The organism is Pseudomonas sp. PS01303, assembly GCF_029959385.1.
GTDB classification, from domain to species: Bacteria; Pseudomonadota; Gammaproteobacteria; order Pseudomonadales; family Pseudomonadaceae; genus Aquipseudomonas; species Aquipseudomonas rustica.
In genome coordinates this window covers 1-21,442 of sequence record NZ_JASCPK010000021.1, presented here as the reverse complement: position 1 = coordinate 21,442, position 21,442 = coordinate 1, and the positions used below count along the sequence as shown (strand labels likewise).

The 21,442-nt window shown below is 60.0% G+C and carries 22 protein-coding genes; 3 read left to right on the top strand and 19 right to left on the bottom strand.

The window, feature by feature from the left end:
* Window positions 1-53 precede the first annotated feature (53 nt).
* The 9 genes from QMX93_RS09240 to ubiE all read right to left on the bottom strand — a co-directional run bounded on the left by QMX93_RS09240 (window position 54) and on the right by ubiE (window position 6,182).
* On the bottom strand, window positions 54-761 hold the full coding sequence (locus QMX93_RS09240) for a 16S rRNA (uracil(1498)-N(3))-methyltransferase (protein ID WP_212549933.1): 708 nt from the start codon (window positions 759-761) through the stop codon (window positions 54-56).
* Window positions 758-1,549: a twin-arginine translocase subunit TatC gene (gene tatC, locus QMX93_RS09235; protein WP_008080622.1), complete on the bottom strand. Its 792-nt coding sequence runs from the start codon at window positions 1,547-1,549 to the stop codon at window positions 758-760. The genes QMX93_RS09240 and tatC overlap by 4 nt, the downstream gene beginning before the upstream one ends.
* Complete coding sequence (gene tatB / locus QMX93_RS09230; protein ID WP_212549932.1) at window positions 1,546-2,022, bottom strand: Sec-independent protein translocase protein TatB; 477 nt, start codon at window positions 2,020-2,022, stop codon at window positions 1,546-1,548. Before tatB ends, tatC begins: the two co-directional genes overlap by 4 nt.
* A gap of 10 nt (window positions 2,023-2,032) precedes the next feature.
* Window positions 2,033-2,314 (bottom strand): twin-arginine translocase TatA/TatE family subunit, encoded by a 282-nt coding sequence (locus QMX93_RS09225; protein WP_003220847.1) that lies wholly within the window; start codon window positions 2,312-2,314, stop codon window positions 2,033-2,035.
* 25 nt (window positions 2,315-2,339) lie between these two features.
* Window positions 2,340-2,672 (bottom strand): phosphoribosyl-ATP diphosphatase, encoded by a 333-nt coding sequence (locus QMX93_RS09220; RefSeq protein ID WP_007909355.1) that lies wholly within the window; start codon window positions 2,670-2,672, stop codon window positions 2,340-2,342.
* Window positions 2,665-3,066: a phosphoribosyl-AMP cyclohydrolase gene (hisI, locus tag QMX93_RS09215; RefSeq protein ID WP_007909357.1), complete on the bottom strand. Its 402-nt coding sequence runs from the start codon at window positions 3,064-3,066 to the stop codon at window positions 2,665-2,667. Before hisI ends, QMX93_RS09220 begins: the two co-directional genes overlap by 8 nt.
* 121 nt (window positions 3,067-3,187) lie before the next feature.
* Window positions 3,188-4,792 carry a ubiquinone biosynthesis regulatory protein kinase UbiB gene (ubiB, locus tag QMX93_RS09210; RefSeq protein ID WP_159811612.1) on the bottom strand — a complete coding sequence of 535 codons (1,605 nt, stop codon included), beginning with the start codon at window positions 4,790-4,792 and terminating at the stop codon, window positions 3,188-3,190.
* On the bottom strand, window positions 4,789-5,412 hold the full coding sequence (locus tag QMX93_RS09205; protein ID WP_053116632.1) for an SCP2 domain-containing protein: 624 nt from the start codon (window positions 5,410-5,412) through the stop codon (window positions 4,789-4,791). Before QMX93_RS09205 ends, ubiB begins: the two co-directional genes overlap by 4 nt.
* Window positions 5,412-6,182, bottom strand: a complete 771-nt coding sequence (gene ubiE / locus QMX93_RS09200; protein ID WP_008080626.1) for a bifunctional demethylmenaquinone methyltransferase/2-methoxy-6-polyprenyl-1,4-benzoquinol methylase UbiE — start codon at window positions 6,180-6,182, stop codon at window positions 5,412-5,414. The genes QMX93_RS09205 and ubiE overlap by 1 nt, the downstream gene beginning before the upstream one ends.
* 166 nt (window positions 6,183-6,348) lie before the next feature.
* Here ubiE and QMX93_RS09195 point away from each other — a divergent pair, with 166 nt between their 5' ends.
* The 3 genes from QMX93_RS09195 (at window position 6,349) to QMX93_RS09185 (ending at window position 8,216) form a co-directional block, all read left to right on the top strand.
* A complete protein-coding gene (locus tag QMX93_RS09195; RefSeq protein ID WP_038360037.1) occupies window positions 6,349-6,624 on the top strand; it encodes a polyhydroxyalkanoic acid system family protein in 276 nt (91 codons plus the stop codon).
* 205 nt (window positions 6,625-6,829) lie between these two features.
* On the top strand, window positions 6,830-7,252 hold the full coding sequence (locus tag QMX93_RS09190) for a phasin family protein (protein ID WP_008080629.1): 423 nt from the start codon (window positions 6,830-6,832) through the stop codon (window positions 7,250-7,252).
* A gap of 10 nt (window positions 7,253-7,262) precedes the next feature.
* Entirely contained in the window at window positions 7,263-8,216 is a 954-nt protein-coding gene (locus QMX93_RS09185; protein ID WP_282354910.1) for a phasin family protein, read from the top strand.
* A 160-nt stretch (window positions 8,217-8,376) separates the two neighbouring features.
* On the opposite strand, the gene QMX93_RS09180 is transcribed toward QMX93_RS09185, so the two are convergent.
* From QMX93_RS09180 to QMX93_RS09135, 10 genes are all read right to left on the bottom strand, one after another.
* The gene (locus tag QMX93_RS09180; RefSeq protein WP_038360043.1) at window positions 8,377-8,997 is read right to left on the bottom strand and encodes a TetR/AcrR family transcriptional regulator; all 621 of its coding nucleotides are present in this window, start codon (window positions 8,995-8,997) and stop codon (window positions 8,377-8,379) included.
* A gap of 30 nt (window positions 8,998-9,027) precedes the next feature.
* Window positions 9,028-10,710: a class II poly(R)-hydroxyalkanoic acid synthase gene (gene phaC / locus QMX93_RS09175; RefSeq protein ID WP_282354900.1), complete on the bottom strand. Its 1,683-nt coding sequence runs from the start codon at window positions 10,708-10,710 to the stop codon at window positions 9,028-9,030.
* 138 nt (window positions 10,711-10,848) lie between these two features.
* Window positions 10,849-11,703, bottom strand: coding sequence for a poly(3-hydroxyalkanoate) depolymerase (gene phaZ / locus QMX93_RS09170; protein ID WP_007909378.1), 855 nt, complete (start codon window positions 11,701-11,703; stop codon window positions 10,849-10,851).
* A gap of 94 nt (window positions 11,704-11,797) precedes the next feature.
* Window positions 11,798-13,477 carry a class II poly(R)-hydroxyalkanoic acid synthase gene (phaC, locus tag QMX93_RS09165; protein ID WP_282354896.1) on the bottom strand — a complete coding sequence of 560 codons (1,680 nt, stop codon included), beginning with the start codon at window positions 13,475-13,477 and terminating at the stop codon, window positions 11,798-11,800.
* 258 nt (window positions 13,478-13,735) lie between these two features.
* Window positions 13,736-14,107, bottom strand: a complete 372-nt coding sequence (locus QMX93_RS09160; RefSeq protein WP_282354893.1) for a DUF971 domain-containing protein — start codon at window positions 14,105-14,107, stop codon at window positions 13,736-13,738.
* 76 nt (window positions 14,108-14,183) lie between these two features.
* The gene (gene hslU / locus QMX93_RS09155) at window positions 14,184-15,521 is read right to left on the bottom strand and encodes an HslU--HslV peptidase ATPase subunit (protein WP_053116639.1); all 1,338 of its coding nucleotides are present in this window, start codon (window positions 15,519-15,521) and stop codon (window positions 14,184-14,186) included.
* A gap of 54 nt (window positions 15,522-15,575) precedes the next feature.
* Window positions 15,576-16,106: an ATP-dependent protease subunit HslV gene (gene hslV, locus QMX93_RS09150; protein WP_016984593.1), complete on the bottom strand. Its 531-nt coding sequence runs from the start codon at window positions 16,104-16,106 to the stop codon at window positions 15,576-15,578.
* 232 nt (window positions 16,107-16,338) lie between these two features.
* Window positions 16,339-17,043 (bottom strand): SPOR domain-containing protein, encoded by a 705-nt coding sequence (locus QMX93_RS09145; RefSeq protein ID WP_159811618.1) that lies wholly within the window; start codon window positions 17,041-17,043, stop codon window positions 16,339-16,341.
* Between the two features lies 1 nt (window position 17,044).
* Window positions 17,045-18,781 (bottom strand): arginine--tRNA ligase, encoded by a 1,737-nt coding sequence (argS, locus tag QMX93_RS09140; RefSeq protein ID WP_212544818.1) that lies wholly within the window; start codon window positions 18,779-18,781, stop codon window positions 17,045-17,047.
* Window positions 18,782-19,095: 314 nt separating this feature from the next.
* Entirely contained in the window at window positions 19,096-21,315 is a 2,220-nt protein-coding gene (locus tag QMX93_RS09135; protein WP_282354869.1) for a primosomal protein N', read from the bottom strand.
* Between the last annotated feature and the right edge of the window lie 127 nt (window positions 21,316-21,442).

The following is a 21,442-nucleotide window of genomic DNA, read 5'->3' as shown; positions in this document are numbered from 1 at the left end:
AACATCAAAAGATCGCAGCCTTCGGCAGCTCCTACACGGGGCGCGGTGTTCGTTTAGAACAGGCGGGCGAGGAGGGCGGTGACGGCGGTTTCTACGCGCAGGATGCGCTCGCCCAGTTGCACCGGTTGCAGGCCGGACTTGGCCAGCAGGTCGATCTCGTAGGGAATCCAGCCGCCTTCAGGCCCGATGGCGAGGGTGACTGGCTCGCTGAGGGCGCGCGGGCACGGCGGATAGTTGCCGGGATGACCGACCAGACCGAGCGTACCTTCGGTAATCGCAGGCAGGCGATCTTCAACGAACGGCTTGAAGCGTTTCTCGATGACGATCTCCGGCAATACCGTATCGCGCGCTTGTTCGAGGCCGAGGATCAGTTGTTCACGGATAGCCGCCGGCTCAAGAAACGGCGTCTGCCAGAAGCTCTTCTCGACCCTATAGCTGTTGACCAGAATCACCTTCGCCACGCCCATGGTCGCTACGGTCTGAAACACCCGACGGAGCATTTTCGGACGCGGCAGCGCAAGCACGAGGGTTAGCGGCAATTTCGCCGGTGGCGGCTGATCGAGGGTGACGCGCAACTCAGCTTCACCTGCGTCCAGCCGCAGCAATTCAGCCGAGCCCATCAACCCGTCAATACGCCCGACGCGCAGGCTGTCACCGACTTCCGAACGGTGAACTTCCTGCATGTGCGTCAGGCGTCGATCACGCAGCACCACACGGTCGGCCGCAATAAAATCGGCCTCTTCGAGCAAAAGCAGGTTCATGCCTGGGTCGCTGGCGGCTGGTCGTTGTGGTCGTCGGCCGGGGTTTCTTCCGGGCGTTCGCGCTTGCTGATCAAACCACCGAACAGAATGCCGATTTCAAACAGCATCCACATCGGCACGGCCAGCAGGGTCTGCGAGAAGATGTCCGGCGGTGTCAGGATCATGCCGACCACGAAGCAGCCGATGATCACGTACGGGCGGATTTTCTTCAGGTATTTGACGTCGACCACGCCGATCCACACCAGCAGCACCACGGCCACTGGAATCTCGAACGCCACGCCGAAGGCGAAGAACAGCGTCATGACGAAATCGAGGTAACTGGCGATGTCGGTCATCATTTCCACGCCGGCCGGGGTGGCGGCAGCGAAGAACTTGAAGATCAGCGGGAACACGAAGTAATAGGCAAACGCCATGCCGGTGTAGAACAGCAGGATGCTGGAGACCAGCAGCGGCACCGCGATGCGCTTCTCGTGCTTGTACAGGCCCGGCGCGATAAAGCCCCAGATCTGATGCAGGATCACCGGGATCGCGAGGAACAGCGAGACCATCATCGTCAGTTTCAGCGGCGTCAGGAACGGCGACGACACGTCGGTGGCGATCATCGTCGCGCCGACCGGCAGGTACTGGCGCAGCGGCGTCGAGACGAAGGTGTAGATCTGCTGGGTGAAGGCGAACAGCCCGGCGAAGATGATGAAGATCGCCGCCACACAACGCAGCAGGCGGGTGCGCAACTCGGTGAGGTGCGAAACCAGCGGCATGTGCTGGTCGTTTTCGGGGAGATCGCTCATGGGGCTCGCGGCGGCAGAGTAGGGTCGTGAGGCGCTGGTGTGATCGGCGCGGCGGTTGGGGATACATGTTCAACCGAGGTTTCTGCAGGCGCGGGCAGCGGTTCTGTCGGCGCTACGACGGCAGCAGGTGCAGGTGCAGGTGTCGGAGCAGGTGCAGCAGCAGCGGGTGCCGTCGGCGCATGAATTGTCTGCTGACCCACATGCTCAACCGACGTTGGCTCTTGCTGAACCGGGTTGAAAATCTTCCGCGCCTCTTGCTCCAGCGACAGAATATGCTCGTTGTGCAGTTGCCGACGGATCTCGTCGGCACCGATTTCACGTTCAACTTCCTGTTTGATCGCGTTGAAGCTGCGCTTCAGCCGTCCGACCCACAGGCCAGCGGTGCGCGCAGCGCCCGGCAGACGCTCGGGGCCCAGCACCAGCAGGGCGACGAGGCCGACGAGCAGCAGTTCAGAGAAGCTGATACCAAACATTAGTCAGTGCTCACACGTCTTTGCGGATCGGCTCTTCGACTTTCTGCGCCTGCACGTCGATGGTGTGCGGCGGGTTGGCCTGAGCGGTGGCTTGCGGCTGCACCGGTGGTACCGGTTGCGCAGGTGTCACGGTTGGATCAGCGGCCGGTTTTTCATCGTCGTTCATGGCTTTGCGGAAGCCCTTGATCGACTCGCCAACGTCGGTGCCGAGGTTTTTCAGTTTCTTGGTGCCGAACACCAACACCACGACTACCAGAATGACGATCCAGTGTTTCCAGTCAAAAATGCCCATGTTGCTGTTCCTCTCTAAAAATTGTTCAGGCGGACGGACGCGAGGCTTTCTCGACGTGTCCGGACAGACCGAAGCGACGATCCAGTTCATCGAGCACAGCCTGCGGATGCTGCCCCAGTTGGGCGAGCATGACCATGCTGTGGAACCACAGGTCGGCGGTCTCGTAGATCACATCGCTGCAGTCGCCGCTGATGGCGGCGTCTTTGGCGGCAATAATGGTTTCGACCGACTCTTCGCCGACTTTCTCCAGAATTTTGTTCAAACCCTTGTGGTACAGACTAGCTACATATGAGCTGTCGGCGGCTGCGCCTTTGCGCTCTTCGAGCACTTCGGCCAGGCGGGTCAGGGTGTCACTCATGTTTGTGTCCTGCGGAATAGATGGCGTGCGGGTCTTTGAGAACCGGATCGACGGTTTTCCAGTCGCCGTTTTCGAAGACACGATAAAAACAGCTTTGACGGCCGGTATGGCAAGCGATGTCGCCGATCTGTTCAACCATCAGGATGATCACGTCGGCGTCACAGTCCAGACGCATTTCATGCAGGGTCTGCACATGGCCGGACTCTTCGCCCTTGCGCCACAGCTTGCCACGGGAGCGTGACCAGTAGATGGCACGGTTTTCCGCGGCGGTCAGTTCGAGCGCTTCGCGGTTCATCCAGGCCATCATCAATACACGTCCGGTCTTGTGATCCTGGGCAATCGCCGGCACCAGGCCATCAGCGTCCCATTTGATCTCGTCCAGCCAGTTTTTCATCTTCAATTCCTGACAGAAGCAGCTTCGAGTTGCGAGCTTCACGCTGCAAGTAAAAGCAGTTGCGGTGTGCTTGTAGCTTCAAGCTTGCAGCTCGCAGCTTATAACTTGCAGCTGATTCGTGCTATCGGCGAACGACCAGATACAAGCCGACTGCCACCATGATTCCCGCCGGCCAATGCCCCAATTCGTTTAGCGGGCCACCGATGGCGAGAATCACCCCGCCGGCCAGATGCGCGCAACCGAGCAGGCGCAGGAACCAGTCGTCCTTGCGTTTATGCCACGGTGGCGGCGGGTCGTAGGCGTGCGGCTGGGACATGCGCTCGAGCAGATCGCGGGCCATATTCGCCAGATGCGGCAACTGCTCAAACTGGCTCTGCACGTTACCGAGCAAGGCTTTCGGGCTGACGCGCTCGCGCATCCAGCGCTCGAGGAATGGCTGCGCGGTATTCCACAGATCCAGATCCGGATACAGCTGACGGCCGAGGCCTTCGATGTTCAGCAGGGTCTTTTGCAGCAGTACCAGTTGCGGCTGCACTTCCATATTGAAACGGCGTGCGGTCTGGAACAGGCGCATCAGCACCTGGCCAAATGAAATATCTTTTAACGGTTTTTCGAAGATCGGTTCGCACACGGTACGGATTGCCGCTTCGAATTCGTTGAGTTTGGTCTCCGCCGGCACCCAGCCCGAATCGATGTGCAATTGCGCCACACGCCGGTAGTCACGCTTGAAGAAAGCGAACAGGTTGCGCGCCAGATAATCCTGGTCTTCCGGGGTCAGGCTGCCGACGATGCCGCAGTCGATCGCGATGTACTGCGGGCTCCACGGATTGACGGTGCTGACAAAAATGTTGCCCGGGTGCATGTCGGCGTGGAAAAAGCTGTCGCGGAACACTTGGGTGAAGAAGATCTCCACGCCACGCTCGGCGAGCATTTTCATGTCGGTGCGCTGATCGGCGAGGGTCGCCAGATCCGTCACCTGAATGCCGTAGATGCGCTCCATCACCAGCACTTTCGGCCGGCACCAGTCCCAATAGACTTGCGGCACATACAACAGCGGCGAACCTTCGAAATTGCGCTTCAACTGGCTGGCGTTGGCCGCCTCCCGCAGCAGATCGAGTTCGTCGTAGATGGTTTTTTCGTAGTCCTGCACCACGTCGACCGGGTGCAGCAGACGCGCGTCGGCCGAGAGCTTTTCAGCGGCGCGGGCGAGGATGAACAGCCACGCCAGATCCTGCGCGATGATCGGTCTCAGGCCCGGACGGATAACCTTGACCACCACTTCTTCGCCGGTTTTCAACTGCGCGGCATGCACCTGCGCCACCGAGGCCGAGGCCAGCGGTTCGACGTCGAAACGGCTGAACACGTCGCTGATTTTCTTGCCGAGCTGTTCTTCGATCAGCTTGATCGACAGCTGCGAATCGAACGGCGGCACGCGATCCTGCAAGCGCATCAGTTCATCGGCGATGTCTTCCGGCAGCAGGTCGCGGCGGGTCGAGAGAATCTGCCCGAACTTGATGAAAATCGGCCCGAGATCCTGCAACGCCAGACGCAAACGCGCGCCCCGGCTCAGATCCAGCGGCTTGCGCGGGAACCAGCGCCACGGCAGCACATAGCGCAGCGCCAGGAGGAACCAGGGCAGCGGCAGATCGAACAGCAGGTCATCGAGACGGTAGCGGATCACGACGCGCTGGATGCGCAACAGACGGCGGACGGCAAGCAGCTTCATGCGTTATCGCTTGGGTCGAGGGATCGGGAAAGGCGCTCGAAGCGCGCCTCGAGACGTTCCAGATCAAGTTTGATCCGGTCCAGTTCACTGAATCGCGCTTCGGCTTCGCGCTGCCCGACGAGGGTGCGCGATTCTTCAGCGAGGTATTCGGCGAGGTTCTGGTTGAGGCTGGCAAATCCTTGTTGATACCAGCGCGCGCGGCTGCGCAAGTGACCGCCAATCAGTTGCGTGGCGACCGGGCCGAGCCAGCGCGAGAGTTCGTACTCCCAGTCCAGCTCAAGGTCTTGCAGCACGCCGGCCAGCTCCAGCAGCACGCCGCTGTCGCCATCGAGCTCGACTTCCGGGGCGTGCAGCACCGCGGTTTTGTCTTTGCTCACGGCCAGTTTGATCAGGCTCGAAGCCGGCGCACGCAGGGTGCAGTCGACACCGGTTTCCCAGTGCGAGGCCAGCATCAGGCCTTCGTCGCTCGGCAAAATGAACAGTTGCAGCGCCGGGGTGCGGCAGTCGACGGCAATCACTTTACCGGTCAAATGCGCCAGCCGCGGCAGCGCCGTGCTGTCGAGACGCAGCACCCGGTTGAGGCCGAGTTCAACGCTGGCGAGCAGCCCGGTGAGTAACATCAGGGCTTGATGCCACGGTGCAGGGCGACGATGCCTGCGGTCATGTTGTGATAGGTCACGCGGTCGAAACCGGCATCGACCATCATCGACTTCAGGGTTTCCTGATTCGGGTGCATGCGGATCGATTCGGCCAGGTAACGATAGCTTTCCGAGTCGTTGGTGATCAGCTTGCCCATCAGCGGCATGAAGGCGAACGAGTAGGCGTCGTAGGCTTTCGACATCAGCGCGTTGGTCGGCTTGGAGAATTCCAGCACCAGCAAACGACCGCCGGGCTTGAGCACACGCAGCATCGAACGCAGAGCGTCTTCTTTGTGCGTGACGTTGCGCAGGCCGAAGGCGATGGTCACGCAGTCGAAATGGTTGTCCGGGAACGGCAGCTTTTCGGCATCCGCCTGAACAAATTCGACGTTGCCGGCGACACCCAGATCCAGCAGGCGGTCACGACCGACCTTGAGCATGGATTCGTTGATGTCGGCCAAAACCACCTGACCGGTCGGGCCGACCAGATGCGAGAATTTTTTGGTCAGGTCGCCAGTACCGCCGGCGATGTCCAGCACGCGGTTACCGCTGCGCACGCCCGACAGTTCGATCGCGAAACGCTTCCACAAACGGTGCATGCCGCCCGACAGAAGGTCGTTCATCAGGTCGTACTTGGCGGCTACCGAGTGGAAAACCTCAGCGACTTTTTCCGCTTTCTGGCTTTCCGGAACGTTTTTGAAGCCGAAGTGAGTGGTGGGTTCGGCATCGCTGCCTTTGCGCTGATCAGTCATATCGCTGTCACCAAAAGAGAATGCGCGACATTCTAATCCCCAAGCCATGCTTTGTCTTGGAATGGCTAAAGGTAAGATGGGTAACCTTCGGGACGATTTGCCGCAGCGGCGGTCAAGATTTACCGACACATCTTTTTCGCCCCATTCAAAAAGCAGGAGTCAATCAATGGCCAAAATCACTGTTGAGCGTGCCCACAACCTGGGTAAGGAAGCCGCCCGCGAGAAGGCCGACAAGCTGGCGCAAAAACTCTCCGATCAATATGGCCTGGAGCCGCAATGGTCGGGCGACACCCTGAACCTCAAACGCTCGGGCGTGAAAGGCGCGGTGCATGTGGCGGACGATTCGATCAAGGTCGACGTCGAGCTGGGCCTGATGATGTCGGCCATGAGCGGCATGATCAAAGCCGAAATCGAAAAAGCCCTCGACAAAGCCCTGGTCTGAACATCAAAAGATCGCAGCCTTCGGCAGCTCCTACAGGGGAATGTGTACCCCTGTAGGAGCTGCCGAAGGCTGCGATCTTTTCGTTCAGGCAACACCGATTTATGTCAGTTGTTAGGGTGCCGTTTCTAATTTTTCTACCTACTTTGTGCCTGAGCCCGACACTTTCGCGGGCAGTTCCTCAAACCTTCTGCGCGTGAGGTGCACCATGGCCAAAGTTATTTTGAAGAAAAAAATCGACGCTTCGACAACCGCTCTGAGCGACGTTAAATCCTATGCCCGCAAGATCTGGCTGGCAGGCCTGGGTGCCTATGCCAAGGTCGGCCAAGAGGGCAGCGACTACTTTCAAGAGCTGATCAAAGCTGGTCAAACTGTTGAAAAGAAAGGCAAAAAAGCCGTCACCGAAAAACTCGAAGCGGCCAACGCCGAGATCGATGAAGCGAAGGGCGAAGTGAGTTCTTTCAAAGGTCGCGTCGAAGTTCAGCTCGACAAGGTCGAGAAGGCGTTCGACTCCCGTGTCGCAAGCGCCTTGAATCGTATCGGCATTCCGTCTAAACATGACGTTGAGACACTCTCTGCTAAGCTCGATGAGCTGACGGCATTGCTCGAACGCGTCGCGCGTAAATCTTAAGGAGAACGGGATGGCTGGTAAAAAGAACACCGATAAAGAAGGCAGCTCGTGGATCGGGAAAGTCGAAGACTACTCCCGCAAAATCTGGCTGGCTGGTTTAGGCGTGTACTCGAAGATCGACACTGACGGCAGCAAGCTCTTCGATACATTGGTCAAAGACGGCGAGAAAGCCGAGAAGCTCACCAAGTCTGCAGTCGGCAAAAAAGTCGATGCCGCCAAGGATTCCGCTTCGTCGGCCAAGTCGCGCATCAGCGGCGTGAAAGATCGCGCACTGGGCAAGTGGGACGAGCTGGAAGGGGCTTTCGACAAGCGCCTGAACAGCGCGATTTCGCGCCTGGGCGTACCGAGCCGCAATGAAGTCAAAGCGCTCAACAGCAAGGTCGACACGCTGACCAAGCAGATCGAAAAACTCACCGGTCTGAAAGCTCAGCCTGTGGCGGCGAAAACGGCTGCGGCAAAACCTGCTGCTAAAACGGCAGCGGCCAAACCTGCTGCTAAAACCGCGGCCAAGCCACTGGTAAAAGCTGCGGCTAAACCTGCAGCAAAAGCAGCGGCCAAGCCGGCAGCGAAAGCCAAAGCCGCCGTTAAACCGGCTGCAAAAACTGCCGCCGCCAAGCCTGCCGCTAAAGCAGCTGCCAAACCGGTTGCCGCTAAGGCCGCTGCGAAACCAGCCGCTAAACCTGCGACAAAAGCAGCAGCCAAACCGGCCGCCAAGCCAGCAGCGAAAACCGCTGCCGCTAAACCGGCTGCCAAGCCTGCGGCCAAACCGGCCGCAGCGAAAAAAACCGCAGTGAAAAAACCGGCCGCGCCGAAAGCCGCAGCGCCGAAGCCAGCAGCACCTGCTGCAGCCAAACCTGCCACCCCGGCAGCTCCGGTAAGCGCGTCGAACTCCGCCGCCGCACCGACTCCAGTGGCAACCCCGACTGCCGCATCGACCCCGTCGACGCCAACCAGTCAGTCCTGATTTTTTCAGGGCAAAACAAAACGCCCGGCCTGTGAAGGTCGGGCGTTTTTGTTTGAAGATTTACCTTGTAGGAGCTGAGCTTGCTCGCGAAGGCGGTGTGTCAGATAACATTTGGATCGCCTGACACACCGCCTTCGCGAGCAAGCTCAGCTCCTACATGTCAGTCATGATCTTCAAGGTATTGCAGGGCCATCCGTTCGGTGGCGACCTTCACCGGCGGCAGCAGGTGCGGTGCCACCAACATCATGATCTGGTACACGACCAAACGAACTTCGCCCTCACGATCCAGAATCCGCTGATAATCGAGCGAAAACAGCAGCGTCATGGTGATCTGTTCCACCAACTGCCCCAACGCCTGGGTATCACTGACCAACTGCCCCGCCGCCTTCAACCTAGCGAGCAACGACGCCAGCGTGCGCTTAAGTGCGTTGAGCAGATGACGTATCCCCTTGGCCAGTTTCGGCAACCGTCCGGCCAGGTTCGACAAGTCCTGAAACAGGAACCGATACTGCGCCAGCCGCTCCACAATCAAATGCAAAAACAGCCAGTAATCCTCCGGTGCCAGTTCCACATCCGAGGGCGGATCGAGCAGCGGCGCCAGTTCATTCTGGAAGCGTTCGAACAGCCCGAGAATCAGCGGTTCCTTGCCGTGGAAGTGGTAGTAGAGGTTGCCCGGGCTGATGCCCATTTCGTTGGCAACTTCCATGGTGGAGACGTTCGGCTCGCCCTTTTCGTTGAACAGTTGCAAAGCACATTCGAGAATCCGGTCGCGGGTTTTCATCCAGTCTTCTTAGAAAAGTTCGGTTAAGCGTCAGCGCACGCGCACGTAGGTACCGGGCGCTGCCTCCATCGGTGGATAGTTCGGGTTGCCGAGGGTGAACGAGGTTTCGTGCTGGGCGCCGGAGCGTTGCTGTATCCATTCCAGCCACTGCGGCCACCAGCTGCCGTCGACGTGTTTGGCGTCGTAGTACCAGGCGCGCGGGTCGCTGCTCATCTTGCTGTTCTCGACGTATGCGGCTTTCGGGTTGCTCGGCGGGTTGAGAATGCTCTGCACATGGCCGCTGTTGGACAGCACAAAGCGTCGGTCACCACCGAGCAGCAAGGTCGAGCGATACACCGCATCCCACGGCGTGATGTGGTCGTTCATGCCGGCGACGCTGAAGCTGTCGACGGTGACTTTCTGTAAGTCGATCGGCGTGCCGCACACCTCAAGTCCACCCGGGTGGGTCAACGGGTTGTGCTTGAAGAAGTCCAGCAAGTCACCGTGAAACGCGGCGGGCAGGCGCGTGTTGTCGTTGTTCCAGTAGAGAATGTCGAAGGCCGGCGGCTCTTTGCCCAACAGGTAGTTGTTGACGAAGTAGCTCCAGATCAAATCGTTGGGCCGCATCCACGCGAAGACCTTGGCCATGTCGCGGCCATCAAGCACGCCTTTCTGATAGGAACGACGCTTGGCCGCTTCGAGGGTTTGCTCATCGGCGAACAGCGTGGCCGAGGTCTCGATTTCACTGTCGAGCAGGCTGACCAGATAGGTCGCACTGGAGACCCGGCGCAGCTGCCGCTTGGCCTGCAAATGTCCTTGCAGGGCGGCGATGGTCAGTCCGCCAGCGCAAGCGCCCATCAGATTGACCTCGCGGGCGCCGGTAATCGCCCGGCAAATATTCATCGCCTCTTCCACGGCTTCGACGTAGGTCGACAGGCCCCATTCGCGATGGCGCACGTCAGGGTTGCGCCAACTGATCATGAAGGTCTGCAATCCGTTTTTCAGCGCGTACTGGACGAAACTGTTGTGCGGGCTGAGGTCGAAAATGTAGTACTTGTTGATCTGCGGCGGCACCACCAATAGCGGCTTGGCGTACTGCTTTTCGCTCATCGGTTTGTACTGGATCAGCTCAAGCATCTCGTTGCGAAACACCACCGAGCCGGTAGTGGTCGCGACGGTTTTGCCGACTTCAAAAGCCTGCTTGGTCACCTGCCGTGGCAAGCCGTCGTTGTGCAATAAGTCATCGAACAAATGACTGAGACCGCGCACCAGACTGTGGCCGCCGGAGTTGAACAGCTCTTTGACCGCCAGCGGATTGAGCAAGGTGTTCGATGGCGCCACCGCGTCGTTGAGCAGGGTGAAGGCGAAGTGCGCGCGGGCGCGGTCTTCCGGGTTCATGTCGCTTTCGTCGATCCAGCTTTTGACCTGTTTCTGCCAGGCCAGATACGCCTGCAGACTACGCCGGTAAAACGGGTTGAGGCTCCACGCAGGGTCAGCGAAACGGCTGTCGTTCGGATTGGTCGGGTGCAGGGTTTCACCGAGCAGGACGCGGCCCAACTGGCCGCCGAGCTTCAAGGCGTGTTTCGCGCTGTGCACCGGGTTACGCAAACCGTGGGCGGCCACGCTGCGCAGGGTCGAGAGCAAGTCGCGACCGCGCAATCCGGTGATCGCACTCTGTGCGTTGATGAACACGGCGGGGCTGGGCACCACGCCCGTCGCTGGTTTGTCGCGCATGACTCAACACTCCTTCGTCTTCAGGCAAAAAACACACTCACCGAACCAGAACACCATAGACGCTGTTACGGGTTGCTGCTTGCGTGGCGTCCTGCCACGAATTGCGGGTAAAGCCCTGCATAAAGCCTGCCGCTGACCTTAGCCGCCGAGCGGTGTCGGGTGCGGGTGCATCACCGCGCGCTGACGCTCCTCCTGGAGGAATTTCATGATGATCGGCGCCACGGCTTCGGCGCGGGTGATCAGGAACAGGTGGCCGTCATCGATGATGTGCAACTGCGCGTTGGGAATGCGCCAGGCGAGCATGCGCATGTTGATCAGCGGGATCAGCGGATCGTCGTCGCCGGCCAGCACCAGCGTCGGCTGATGGATCTTGTGCAGCCAGTGAATGCTCGTCCAGCCGAGGCCGGCGAACAGTTGCCAGTAGTAACCGAGCTTGCCCGCCGAACGCACTTTCGCTGCGTGGCTGGCGGCCAGGGTAGGGTCGCGGCGGAACGAGCCGCCATAGATCAGCGGTGCGATGCGGATCACGTGCGAGGGCTGAATGTAGCGCCGTGGGCTGGCCATCATCCACAACACTTTCGGTTTGCCCGGCACCATCACCGCACCGGCAGCGGTCGCCGCCAGCACCAGTTTCTTGCAGCGCTCGGGGTAGTCGTAGGCGAATTGCTGCGCGAGCGCACCGCCCCACGACACGCCGATGACGTTGACCTGCCCGTAGTCGAGGTAATCGAGCATCCGTGCCGTCAGTTTGGCCAGACCGGGAAAACGGTACGGCCGATTAGGCGTCGAGGAGCCGCCGACACCGGGGACGTCGAAAGCGATCACTTCCAGATCCGGATCCAGCGCCGCGACAAACGGAAACACCAGCTCCAGGTTGGCGCCGATGCCGTTGAAAATCAGCAAGGGCGTCAAGTGAGGCTTGCCGGGGCGTACCGCCGTGCGGAGGGTCTGGCCATCCAGATCGACGGTACGGAATATGAACGGTTGCGGCATGCGTCAGGCCCTTGGAATTAGAGTGGAGCAGCCACAAGCCGCAAGCTTCAAGCAGAACCTGCTCAGCTTGCGGCTTGTAACTTGTGGCTTGCCGCTATCTTTCATGTACGTATGTACCCGGCGAGGCTTCGCCCGCCGGATGTGCCTTGTTGCCCAGTTTCAGTGGGGCCTTTTTCAGGTTGCCCGAGCGTTCGGCCTGCCAGGCCTGCCAGTGCAGCCACCAGGAGTCGGTGTGCTTGGTCGAGTTCTCTTGCCAGTCGTCGGCATTCGCGGCCATTTCTTCGCCGGTCATGTAGCGCGATTTCGGGTTACCCGGCGGGTTCAGAATGCTCTGGATATGCCCGCTGCTCGACAACACGAACTCCACCTTGCCACCGAACAACTGCGCCGACTTGTAGCAGGACTTCCACGGTGTGATGTGGTCGTTGGTGCCGGCCAGCGAGAAGATATCGGCGGTGACCTGCTTGAGGTCGATCGGCGTGCCGCACACTTCCAGTGCATTCGGGCGGATCAGTGGGTTGTTTTTGAACATCTCGATCAGGTCGCCGTGGAACGCCGCCGGCAACCGGGTGGTGTCGTTGTTCCAGAACAGGATGTCGAACACTGGCGGCTCGTTGCCGAGCAGGTAATTATTGACCCAGTAGTTCCAGATCAGGTCGTTCGGGCGCATCCAGGCGAAGACCTTGGTCATGTCTTTGCCTTCGAGCACGCCGGCCTGATACGAATGACGCTTGGCGGTCTCCAGGGTCTGCTCGTCGACAAACAGGGCGACGTCGCTGTCCAGCGTCGTGTCGAGCACGCTCACCAGTAGCGTGAGGGAGTTGACCTTCTTCTCGCCGATCGCCGCGTAGTGGCCGAGCAGGGCGGTGCAGGTGATGCCGCCGGAGCAGGCGCCAAGCATGTTGATGTCTTTGCTGCCGGTAATCGCGGTGACCACGTCGACCGCTTCTTTCAGCGCATCGATGTACGTCGACAGGCCCCACTCGCGCTGCGCCTTGGTCGGGTTGCGCCAGCTGACGATAAACGTCTGCACGTTATTGCGCAGGCAGAACCGCGCCAGACTCTTGTCCGGGCTGAGGTCGAATACGTAGAACTTGTTGATCTGTGGCGGCACCACCAGCAATGGACGCTCGTGGACTTGCTCGGTGATCGGCTTGTACTGGATCAGCTCCAGCACATCGTTGCGAAACACCACTGCGCCTTCGGTCACGCCGAGGCTCTTGCCGACCTCAAATGCGCCCATGTTGACCTGGCTCGGCATGCCGCCGTTGTGCACCAGATCCTTGGCCAGATGCGAGAGGCCGTCGAGCAGGCTCTTGCCACCGGTTTCGAAGAAACGTTTGACCGCTGCAGGGTTGGCCGCCGAGTTGGTCGGGGCCATGGCTTCGGTCATCAAGTTGATCACGAAGTGGCCGCGCGCGATGTCTTTCGGTGAGAGGTTGCTGTCATCAATCCAGGAGTGGAGTTCCTTGCGCCACGCCAGATAGGTTTGCAGATAACGTTTGTAGAGCGGGTTCTGGCTCCACGCAGGATCGGCGAAGCGACGGTCATCGCCGGCCGGTTGCAGTTCGGATTTGCCGAACAACACGTTCTTCAGCTCAAGGCCGAAATGGGTGACGTGCTTGACGCTATGGATCGGTTGTTTGATGGCCTGTTTCAGCACCATACGAGCAGAGGCGAGCAGATCCTTTCCACGTAGCCCAACGACAGGATTAAGCCCCAAGGTGTTTTCCGAGGCTTGGTACTTCAAGTCATCGTTATTCTTGTTACTCATCTACGACGCTCCATTGTCCTGAGACGAGTACCCGGTTTTCTGCTGTGCAGTTCCACAGCCAATGCCAGGTACTACTGCTCGGGTGACCGTTAATTCTGCATAGCTGTTTTACAGTCGTAGTGCACTGCAGGGAACTTGCCAGCTCCATTGGTTACCCGAGTTTAATTTTTTTCGCAAGCGGGCCGATCCTCGGCCTCACAGCGGAGCATTCAAACAGATGAAGTTAGAAAATGCCCTCTAAAGAGCGCGAGGCTCGGACTAGAGCATCAGCTTGACGATCGACTCGTCGGGATCGCGGGTTTTTCCGGCAGCTTTGAGCTCGGCGAGATAATCGGCCCAGAGTGCGTCAAATCGTCGCCCCAGCTCGTAGAGGTATTCCCAGGTGAACAGACCGCTGTCGTGACCGTCGTCGAAGGTCAGTTTCAGTGCGTACTGACCGGCCGGTTCTACTTTGCTCAGACCGACGTGAATCTTGCCGAATTGCAGGATCGGATTGCCGTGGCCTTGAACCTCGGCGGAGGGAGAATGCACGCGCAGAAATTCGGCGGGCAGGGTGTATTCCTCGCCGGACGCGTATTTGAGCGTCAGGGTTTTCGAGGCTTTGTGCAGTTTGATGTCGGTAGGAATCATAAAAACAGCCTTGAGCTGCAAGCAACAAGCGGCAAGCTTAACTCAGCTTGCCGCTTGTAGCTCGGAGCTTGCCGCTTTACAGAATATAACGGGACAGGTCTTCGTTCTCCGCCAATTCGCCGAGGTGGCTGTTGACGTATTCGGCGTCGATCAGAATCGGCTTCTCATCGTGGGTGCTGGCCATGTCGCCGGCGCTGAACGACACCTCTTCGAGCAGACGCTCAAGCAGGGTGTGCAGGCGACGGGCACCGATGTTCTCGGTTTTCTCGTTGACCTGCCAGGCGATCTCGGCGATGCGCTTGATGCCTTCTGGCTGGAACTGAATGTTCAAACCTTCGGTTTTCAGCAGTGCGCAGTATTGCTCGGTGAGCGAAGCGTGAGGTTCGCTGAGGATGCGTTCGAAGTCCGATGGGCTCAGCGCTTTCAGTTCAACGCGGATCGGCAGACGACCTTGCAGCTCAGGCACCAGATCGCTCGGCTTGCTCAGGTGGAACGCACCGGACGCGATGAACAGGATGTGGTCGGTTTTGACCATGCCCAGTTTGGTGTTGACGGTGCAGCCTTCGATCAGCGGCAGCAAGTCGCGCTGCACGCCTTCACGGGAGACGTCGGCGCCGCCGACATTGCCACGCTTGGCGACTTTGTCGATTTCGTCGATGAACACGATGCCGTGCTGCTCAACCGCTTCCAGCGCTTTGGCTTTCAGCTCTTCTTCGTTGACCAGACGCCCGGCTTCTTCGTCACGCACCAGCTTCAGCGCTTCTTTGACCTTGAGCTTGCGCGACTTCTTCTTGCCCTTGCCCATATTGGCGAACAACGACTGCAACTGGTTGGTCATTTCTTCCATGCCCGGTGGCGCGGAGATATCGACGCCGGCCACTTCGGCGACTTCAATTTCGATCTCTTTGTCATCCAGCTGACCTTCGCGCAGGCGCTTGCGGAACAGTTGACGGGTGTTGGAATCGGAACTTGGCGCTTCTTCATTGCTGAAGCCCATGCGTGCCGGCGGCAGCAGCGCGTCGAGGATACGATCCTCGGCAGCGTCTTCGGCGCGGTGGCGAACGCGGGTCATTTCCTGCTCGCGGAGCAACTTGAGCGCCGCGTCGGCCAGATCACGGATGATCGATTCGACGTCACGGCCGACGTAGCCGACTTCGGTGAATTTGGTCGCTTCGACTTTGATGAACGGCGCGTTGGCGAGTTTCGCCAGACGACGGGCGATCTCGGTTTTACCGACACCGGTCGGGCCGATCATCAGGATGTTCTTCGGGGTCACTTCAACGCGCAGCTCTTCAGGCAGCTGCATGCGGCGCCAGCGGTTGCGCAGGGCAATCGCGACGGCGCGCTTGGCATCGTCCTGGCCGATGATGTGGCGGTTAAGTTCGTGGACGATTTCGCGGGGAGTCATGGACATAGTAGTTGACGGTCCTCAAGCAAAAACAAGCCGTGGCACAGGGCCGCGTCAGGCTTATTCAGCGAGATCCTGCTCCTCAATGGTCTGAGTGTGGTTGGTGAATACACAGATGTCGCCGGCGATACCGAGGGCGGTTTCGACGATTTCGCGAGCCGACAGGTCGGTCTTTTTCAGCAGGGCGCTGGCCGCAGCCTGTGCGTAGCCGCCGCCGGAACCCATGGCGATCAGGCCGTCTTCGGGTTCGACCACGTCACCGTTGCCGGTGATGATCAGGGAAGCGTCTTTGTTGGCAACCGCGAGCATCGCTTCGAGGCGGCTCAGGGAGCGGTCGGTGCGCCATTCTTTGGCGAGTTCGACCGCGGCGCGCACCAGGTGGCCCTGATGTTTTTCAAGCTGGCCTTCGAAACGTTCGAAGAGGGTAAAGGCGTCGGCGGTGGCACCGGCAAAACCGGCAATGACCTGACCGTGGTACAGGCGACGAACTTTTTTCGCGTTGCCTTTCATCACGGTGTTGCCAAGAGAAACCTGGCCGTCGCCGCCCATGACGACTTTGCCGTGACGGCGGACTGAAACGATGGTGGTCAAGGGAAGAGTCTCCACACAGCGGGGCGAAAGTGCCTTATGCCCATTCATATGGGGGTGCTGGAGAGGATTTCAAGCATAGCGCGGGAGAGGAGACGAGCGGTGACTAACTGTAGGAGCTGCCGAAGGCTGCGATCTTTTGATCCTGATCTGAAAGCAAAATCAAAAGATCGCAGCCTTCGGCAGCTCCTACAGGAGGTTTGCCTCGCCTGTGGGAGCGGTTTTCTACGGAGGGTCAGCGGCTCTGGCGTTGTTGTAACAACAGATTGCTAAAACCGCTGCCCGCCAGTTGTTTCTGTGCGGTGGTCAGTTGTTCGCGGTTGCTGAACGGGCCGACCAGCACGCGGTACCAGGTTTCATCTTTCACCGTGCCCGATTCAACCGCGACCGCCTGGCCGAGCAGGATGATCTGCGCACGCACTTTGTCCGCGTCCGCCTCTTTGCGGAACGAACCGGCCTGGAGAAAGAACTTGGTCACGGGCGCCGCTTTCACCGGTGGTGCCGGTGGCGGGGTGATCCCGGCCAGCGCCGCCTGAGCACGCGCGGTGTCGATTTTCGCCGCTTCCGCCGGGGTCACCGGAGTGGTCGGCACTTGTGGCGTCGGCAGGGTTTTCTCCGGCACGGCGTCGGGCGGCACGATCACTTCCGATTCCGGCAGCAGGGTGTAGAAGTCGTACTTCGGCTTCACAGGCTGGGTCGGGCTCGGCGGGGTCTTGTTGGCCTCGGCGATCTTCGACGCTTTCTGCTGTTGCGCTTGCTCGACTTTCTCACGCTTGACCGTGTCGCTGCCCTTGCCCGGCTCCAGTTTCATCAGAAACACGATGAACGCGCCGACCGTCAGGCCGATGGCCATCCACAGCCAACCCGGAATCGGTTGCTTCGCAGGAGCTTGGTAACGGCTGGCGCCACGCTTGGGTGCAGGTTTTTTCTTGGCAGCCAACTTACATACGCTCCAGAGTTTCCAGACCCAACAGCTCCAGGCCTTGCTTGAGGGTGCGACCGGTCAGCGCGGCCAGACGCAGACGGCTCTGCATCTGGGCCGGCGTTTCGGCGGCGAGGATCGGGCAGTTCTCGTAGAAGCTGGAGAACAGACCGGCAACGTCATACAGATAAGTGCAGAGAATGTGCGGCGTGCCTTTGTCGGACACGTTGTTCAGCACTTCGCCGAACTGCGCCAGTTTCGCCGCCAGCTCTTGTTCGTGCTCGGCTTCAAGAACGATCTGACCGTCGACTTCGCTGAAATCCTTGCCCAGCTTGCGGAACACACCAGCGACGCGGGTGTAAGCGTAAAGCAGGTATGGCGCGGTATTGCCTTCGAAATTCAGCATCAGGTCGAAATTGAAGCTGTAGTCGCTGGTGCGGTGCTTCGACAAATCGGCGTATTTCACCGCGCCGATGCCGACGACTTTGGCGATGTTGCGCAGTTCGTCCTCGGCCAGTGTCGGGTTCTTCTCTTTAACCAGGTTGTAGGCACGTTCCTGCGCTTCGGTCAGCAGGTCGATCAGCTTCACGGTGCCACCGTCACGGGTCTTGAACGGACGGCCATCGGCGCCGTTCATGGTGCCGAAGCCCATGTGTTCCATCTCCATCGGATGGGTCACAAAACCGGCCTTGCGCGCCACGGCGAAGACTTGCTGGAAGTGCAGGGCCTGACGCTGATCGACGAAATACAGCGCGCGATCGGCTTTCAGTTTGCCACTGCGGTAGCGCACGGCCGCCAAGTCAGTGGTGGCATACAGGTAACCGCCGTCAGCCTTGACGATGATCACCGGCAGCGGGTCGCCATCGGCGTTCTTGAACTCGTCGAGGAACACGCACTGGGCGCCGTTGCTCTCGACCAGCATGCCGGCCGCTTTCAGGTCGTTGACCACGTTGATCAGGTCGTCGTTGTAGGCGCTTTCGCCCATCACGTCGGCCATGGTCAGTTTGACGTTGAGCAGTTCGTAGATCTTCTGGCAGTGCGACAGCGAGATGTCCTTGAACTTCGTCCACAGCGCCAGGCAATCAGCATCGCCGGCCTGCAGCTTGACCACCAGACCACGGGCACGGTCGGCGAATTCTTCGGATTCATCGAAACGTTGTTTGGCGGCGCGGTAGAAGTTTTCCAGATCCGACAGCTCGTCGCTGGTGATCGGGTTTTCCTGCAGATACGCCATCAGCATGCCGAACTGGGTGCCCCAGTCGCCGACGTGGTTCTGACGGATCACTTCGTCGCCGAGGAATTCGAGGACGCGGGCCACGCCGTCGCCAATGATGGTCGAACGCAAGTGGCCGACGTGCATCTCTTTGGCCAGGTTCGGTGCCGACAGGTCGACCACGGTGCGTTGTGCCGGGCCGGCCTTGCGTACGCCAACGTGGGCATCAGCCAAGGCAGCGTCGAGGCGCGAGGCCAAAGCCTGAGTGTTCTGGAAGAAGTTGATGAAGCCCGGGCCAGCGATTTCGGCTTTGGTGACGTTCTCGTCAGCCGGCAGCGCGGCGATGATTTTTTCCGCCAGATCGCGCGGCTTCATGCCCGCAGGCTTGGCCAGCATCATCGCGATGTTGCTGGCGAAATCGCCGTGGGTCTTGTCACGGGCGTTCTCCACCTGAATCGCCGGCGACAGGCCTTCAGGCAACACACCTTCGTTGACGAGTTGGGTGAGGGCTTGTTGGATCAGCTGGCGAATGGTGTCTTTCATGGTCTTCTCTTTCGACCGCAAGCGCGGCGGCGCATCGATGCGCGGGTGGAAAAACTGGGCATTATCCGTTGCGAAGACGGGCTTGCCAACCTTAGCAGGCAGGTTATGGATATGTGGTGACAATTCGACCGCTATCGCCTGTAGGAGCATGGCTTGCCCGCGAAGGCGATCTTCAGGACGCTATCGCTTGTAGGAGCAAGGCTTGCCCGCGAAGGCGATCTTCAAGACGCTATCGCTTGTAGGAGCAAGGCTTGCCCGCGAGGCGATCTTCAAGACGCTATCGCGGGCAAGCCTTGCTCCTACAGATTATGTGATCAATATAAATCGACGGGATCGACATCCAAGGACCAACGCACCGCCCGCCCGCTCGGCATCTGCTCCAGCGCCAACAGCCAACTGGTCAACAATCGGTGCAATGGCGCCCGCGCCGACGCCTGCAACAACAGCTGCGCACGATAACGCCCGGCCCGTCGCTCCATCGGCGCCGGCACTGGTCCGAGCAATTCAATCCCGCTCAGATTCTGCTCCGCCAGCAAGCGCTCCGCCTCGCTGCACGCCTCATCGAGAAACCCTTCCGCCTGCCCCGGCTTGTGCGCCTCAGCGCGCAACAGTGCCAAATGCGCAAACGGCGGCAGCCCGGCCGCACGCCGTTCGCTCAAAGCCTGTTCGGCAAAGGCGAAGTAACCCTGCTCGGTGAGTTGCACCAATAAAGGATGGTCGGCCAGATGCGTTTGAATAATCACCTTGCCCGGCTCTTCCGCTCGCCCGGCGCGCCCGGCCACCTGCACAATCAACTGCGCCATGCGCTCGCTGGCGCGGAAGTCGCCGGAGAACAGCCCGCCGTCGGCATCGAGGATCGACACCAGCGTCACCCGTGGAAAGTGGTGACCCTTGGCGAGCATCTGCGTGCCGACCAGAATGCACGGCTGGCCCTTCTGAATCGTCGCGAACAGCTGATTCATCGCGTCCTTGCGCGAGGTGCTGTCGCGGTCAACGCGCAGCACCGGATAGTCGGGAAACAGAATCGCCAGCCGTTCCTCGGCGCGCTCGGTGCCGGCGCCCACCGGACGCAAATCGACCTTGTTGCACTTGGGGCACTGGCGCGGTGTGCGCTCGACGTAGCCGCAATGGTGGCAGCGCAACTCGCCATAACGCTGATGCACGGTCATCCGCGCATCGCAACGCGAACACTCGGACATCCAGCCGCAATCGTGGCACAGCAATGTTGGGGCAAAGCCGCGACGGTTGAGGAACACCAGCACCTGTTGGCCGTTGGCGAGGGTCTGGCCGATGGCTTGTTGCATCGGCCCGGAAATCCCGCTGTCGAGTGGACGGCTTTTTACATCCAGGCGTAGGAAACGTGGCTGCTTGGCGCCACCGGCACGCTCATTCAGGCGTAGGAGGCCGTAACGTCCGGTGTAGGCGTTGTGCAGACTTTCCAGCGAAGGCGTGGCGGAGCCGAGCACGATCGGGATGTTTTCCTGCCGCGCACGCACCAGCGCCAGATCGCGGGCGTGGTAGCGCAAACCTTCCTGCTGTTTATAAGAGCCGTCGTGCTCCTCGTCGATGATGATCAGGCCGGGATTTTTCATCGGCGTGAACAGCGCCGAACGGGTGCCGATAATAATGTCGGCCTCGCCATCACGGGCGGCGAGCCAGGCTTCGAGACGCTCGCGATCATTGACCGCCGAGTGCAGCAGGGCGATGCGCGCATTGAAACGTTGCTCGAAACGCGCGAGGGTCTGCGGGCCGAGGTTGATCTCCGGGATCAGCACCAGTGCCTGCTTGCCGGCTTCGAGGGTTTCGCGGATCAACTGCAAATAAACTTCAGTCTTGCCGCTGCCGGTAACCCCGGCCAGCAGGAACGCGTGATAACTGTCGAAGCCGGCGCGGATCGCCTCATACGCGGCGCGTTGCTCGCTGTTCAGCGGCAGCTCCGGTTGCGCCAGCCAATGTTCATGGCGCAAGCCCGGTGCGTGACGGCGGATCTCGACTTGCACCAGACCTTTGGCCAGCAGCAGGTCGAGGCTGTCCTTGCTCAACATCAGTTTGCTCAGCAACTGATGGGCGACGCCGTGCGGGTGCTGGGCCAATGTGGCGAGCGCTTCACGCTGACGCGGCGCGCGGGCGATACGCGGATCATCAAGGCTGGCACCGGGGGCGGCTGACCAGAAACGTTCCTGACGCGCCTCGGCCAGTTCGCCCTGACGCAACAGCACCGGCAGCGCCCAGCTCAAGGTGTCGCCGAGGCTGTGCTGATAATACTGCGACGTCCACAGGCACAGCTTGAACAGCGCTGGCGGTAGCGGCGGCGTCGTGTCGAGCAGGGCCAGCGCCGGTTTGAGTTTCTCCACCGGCACTTCGCTGGTGTCGGTGACTTCGACCAGAATGCCGATTATCTCGCGTCGGCCAAACGGTACGCGCAAACGCATGCCCGGCTGCAATTGCTCGCGCAGCACGCCGGCCGGCGCTCGATAATCGAACAGGCGGCGCAGGGGCGAAGGCAAAGCGAGGCGCAGAATGGCGTCGGGCACGCGGGGGGATCTCTATCAACACAAAAAGAAGGCTGAGCGCAGATCAATTGTGGGAGCGGGCTTGCTCGCGAATGCGGCGTGTCAGGCGCTAAATCATTGACTGGCACAACGCATTCGCGAGCAAGCC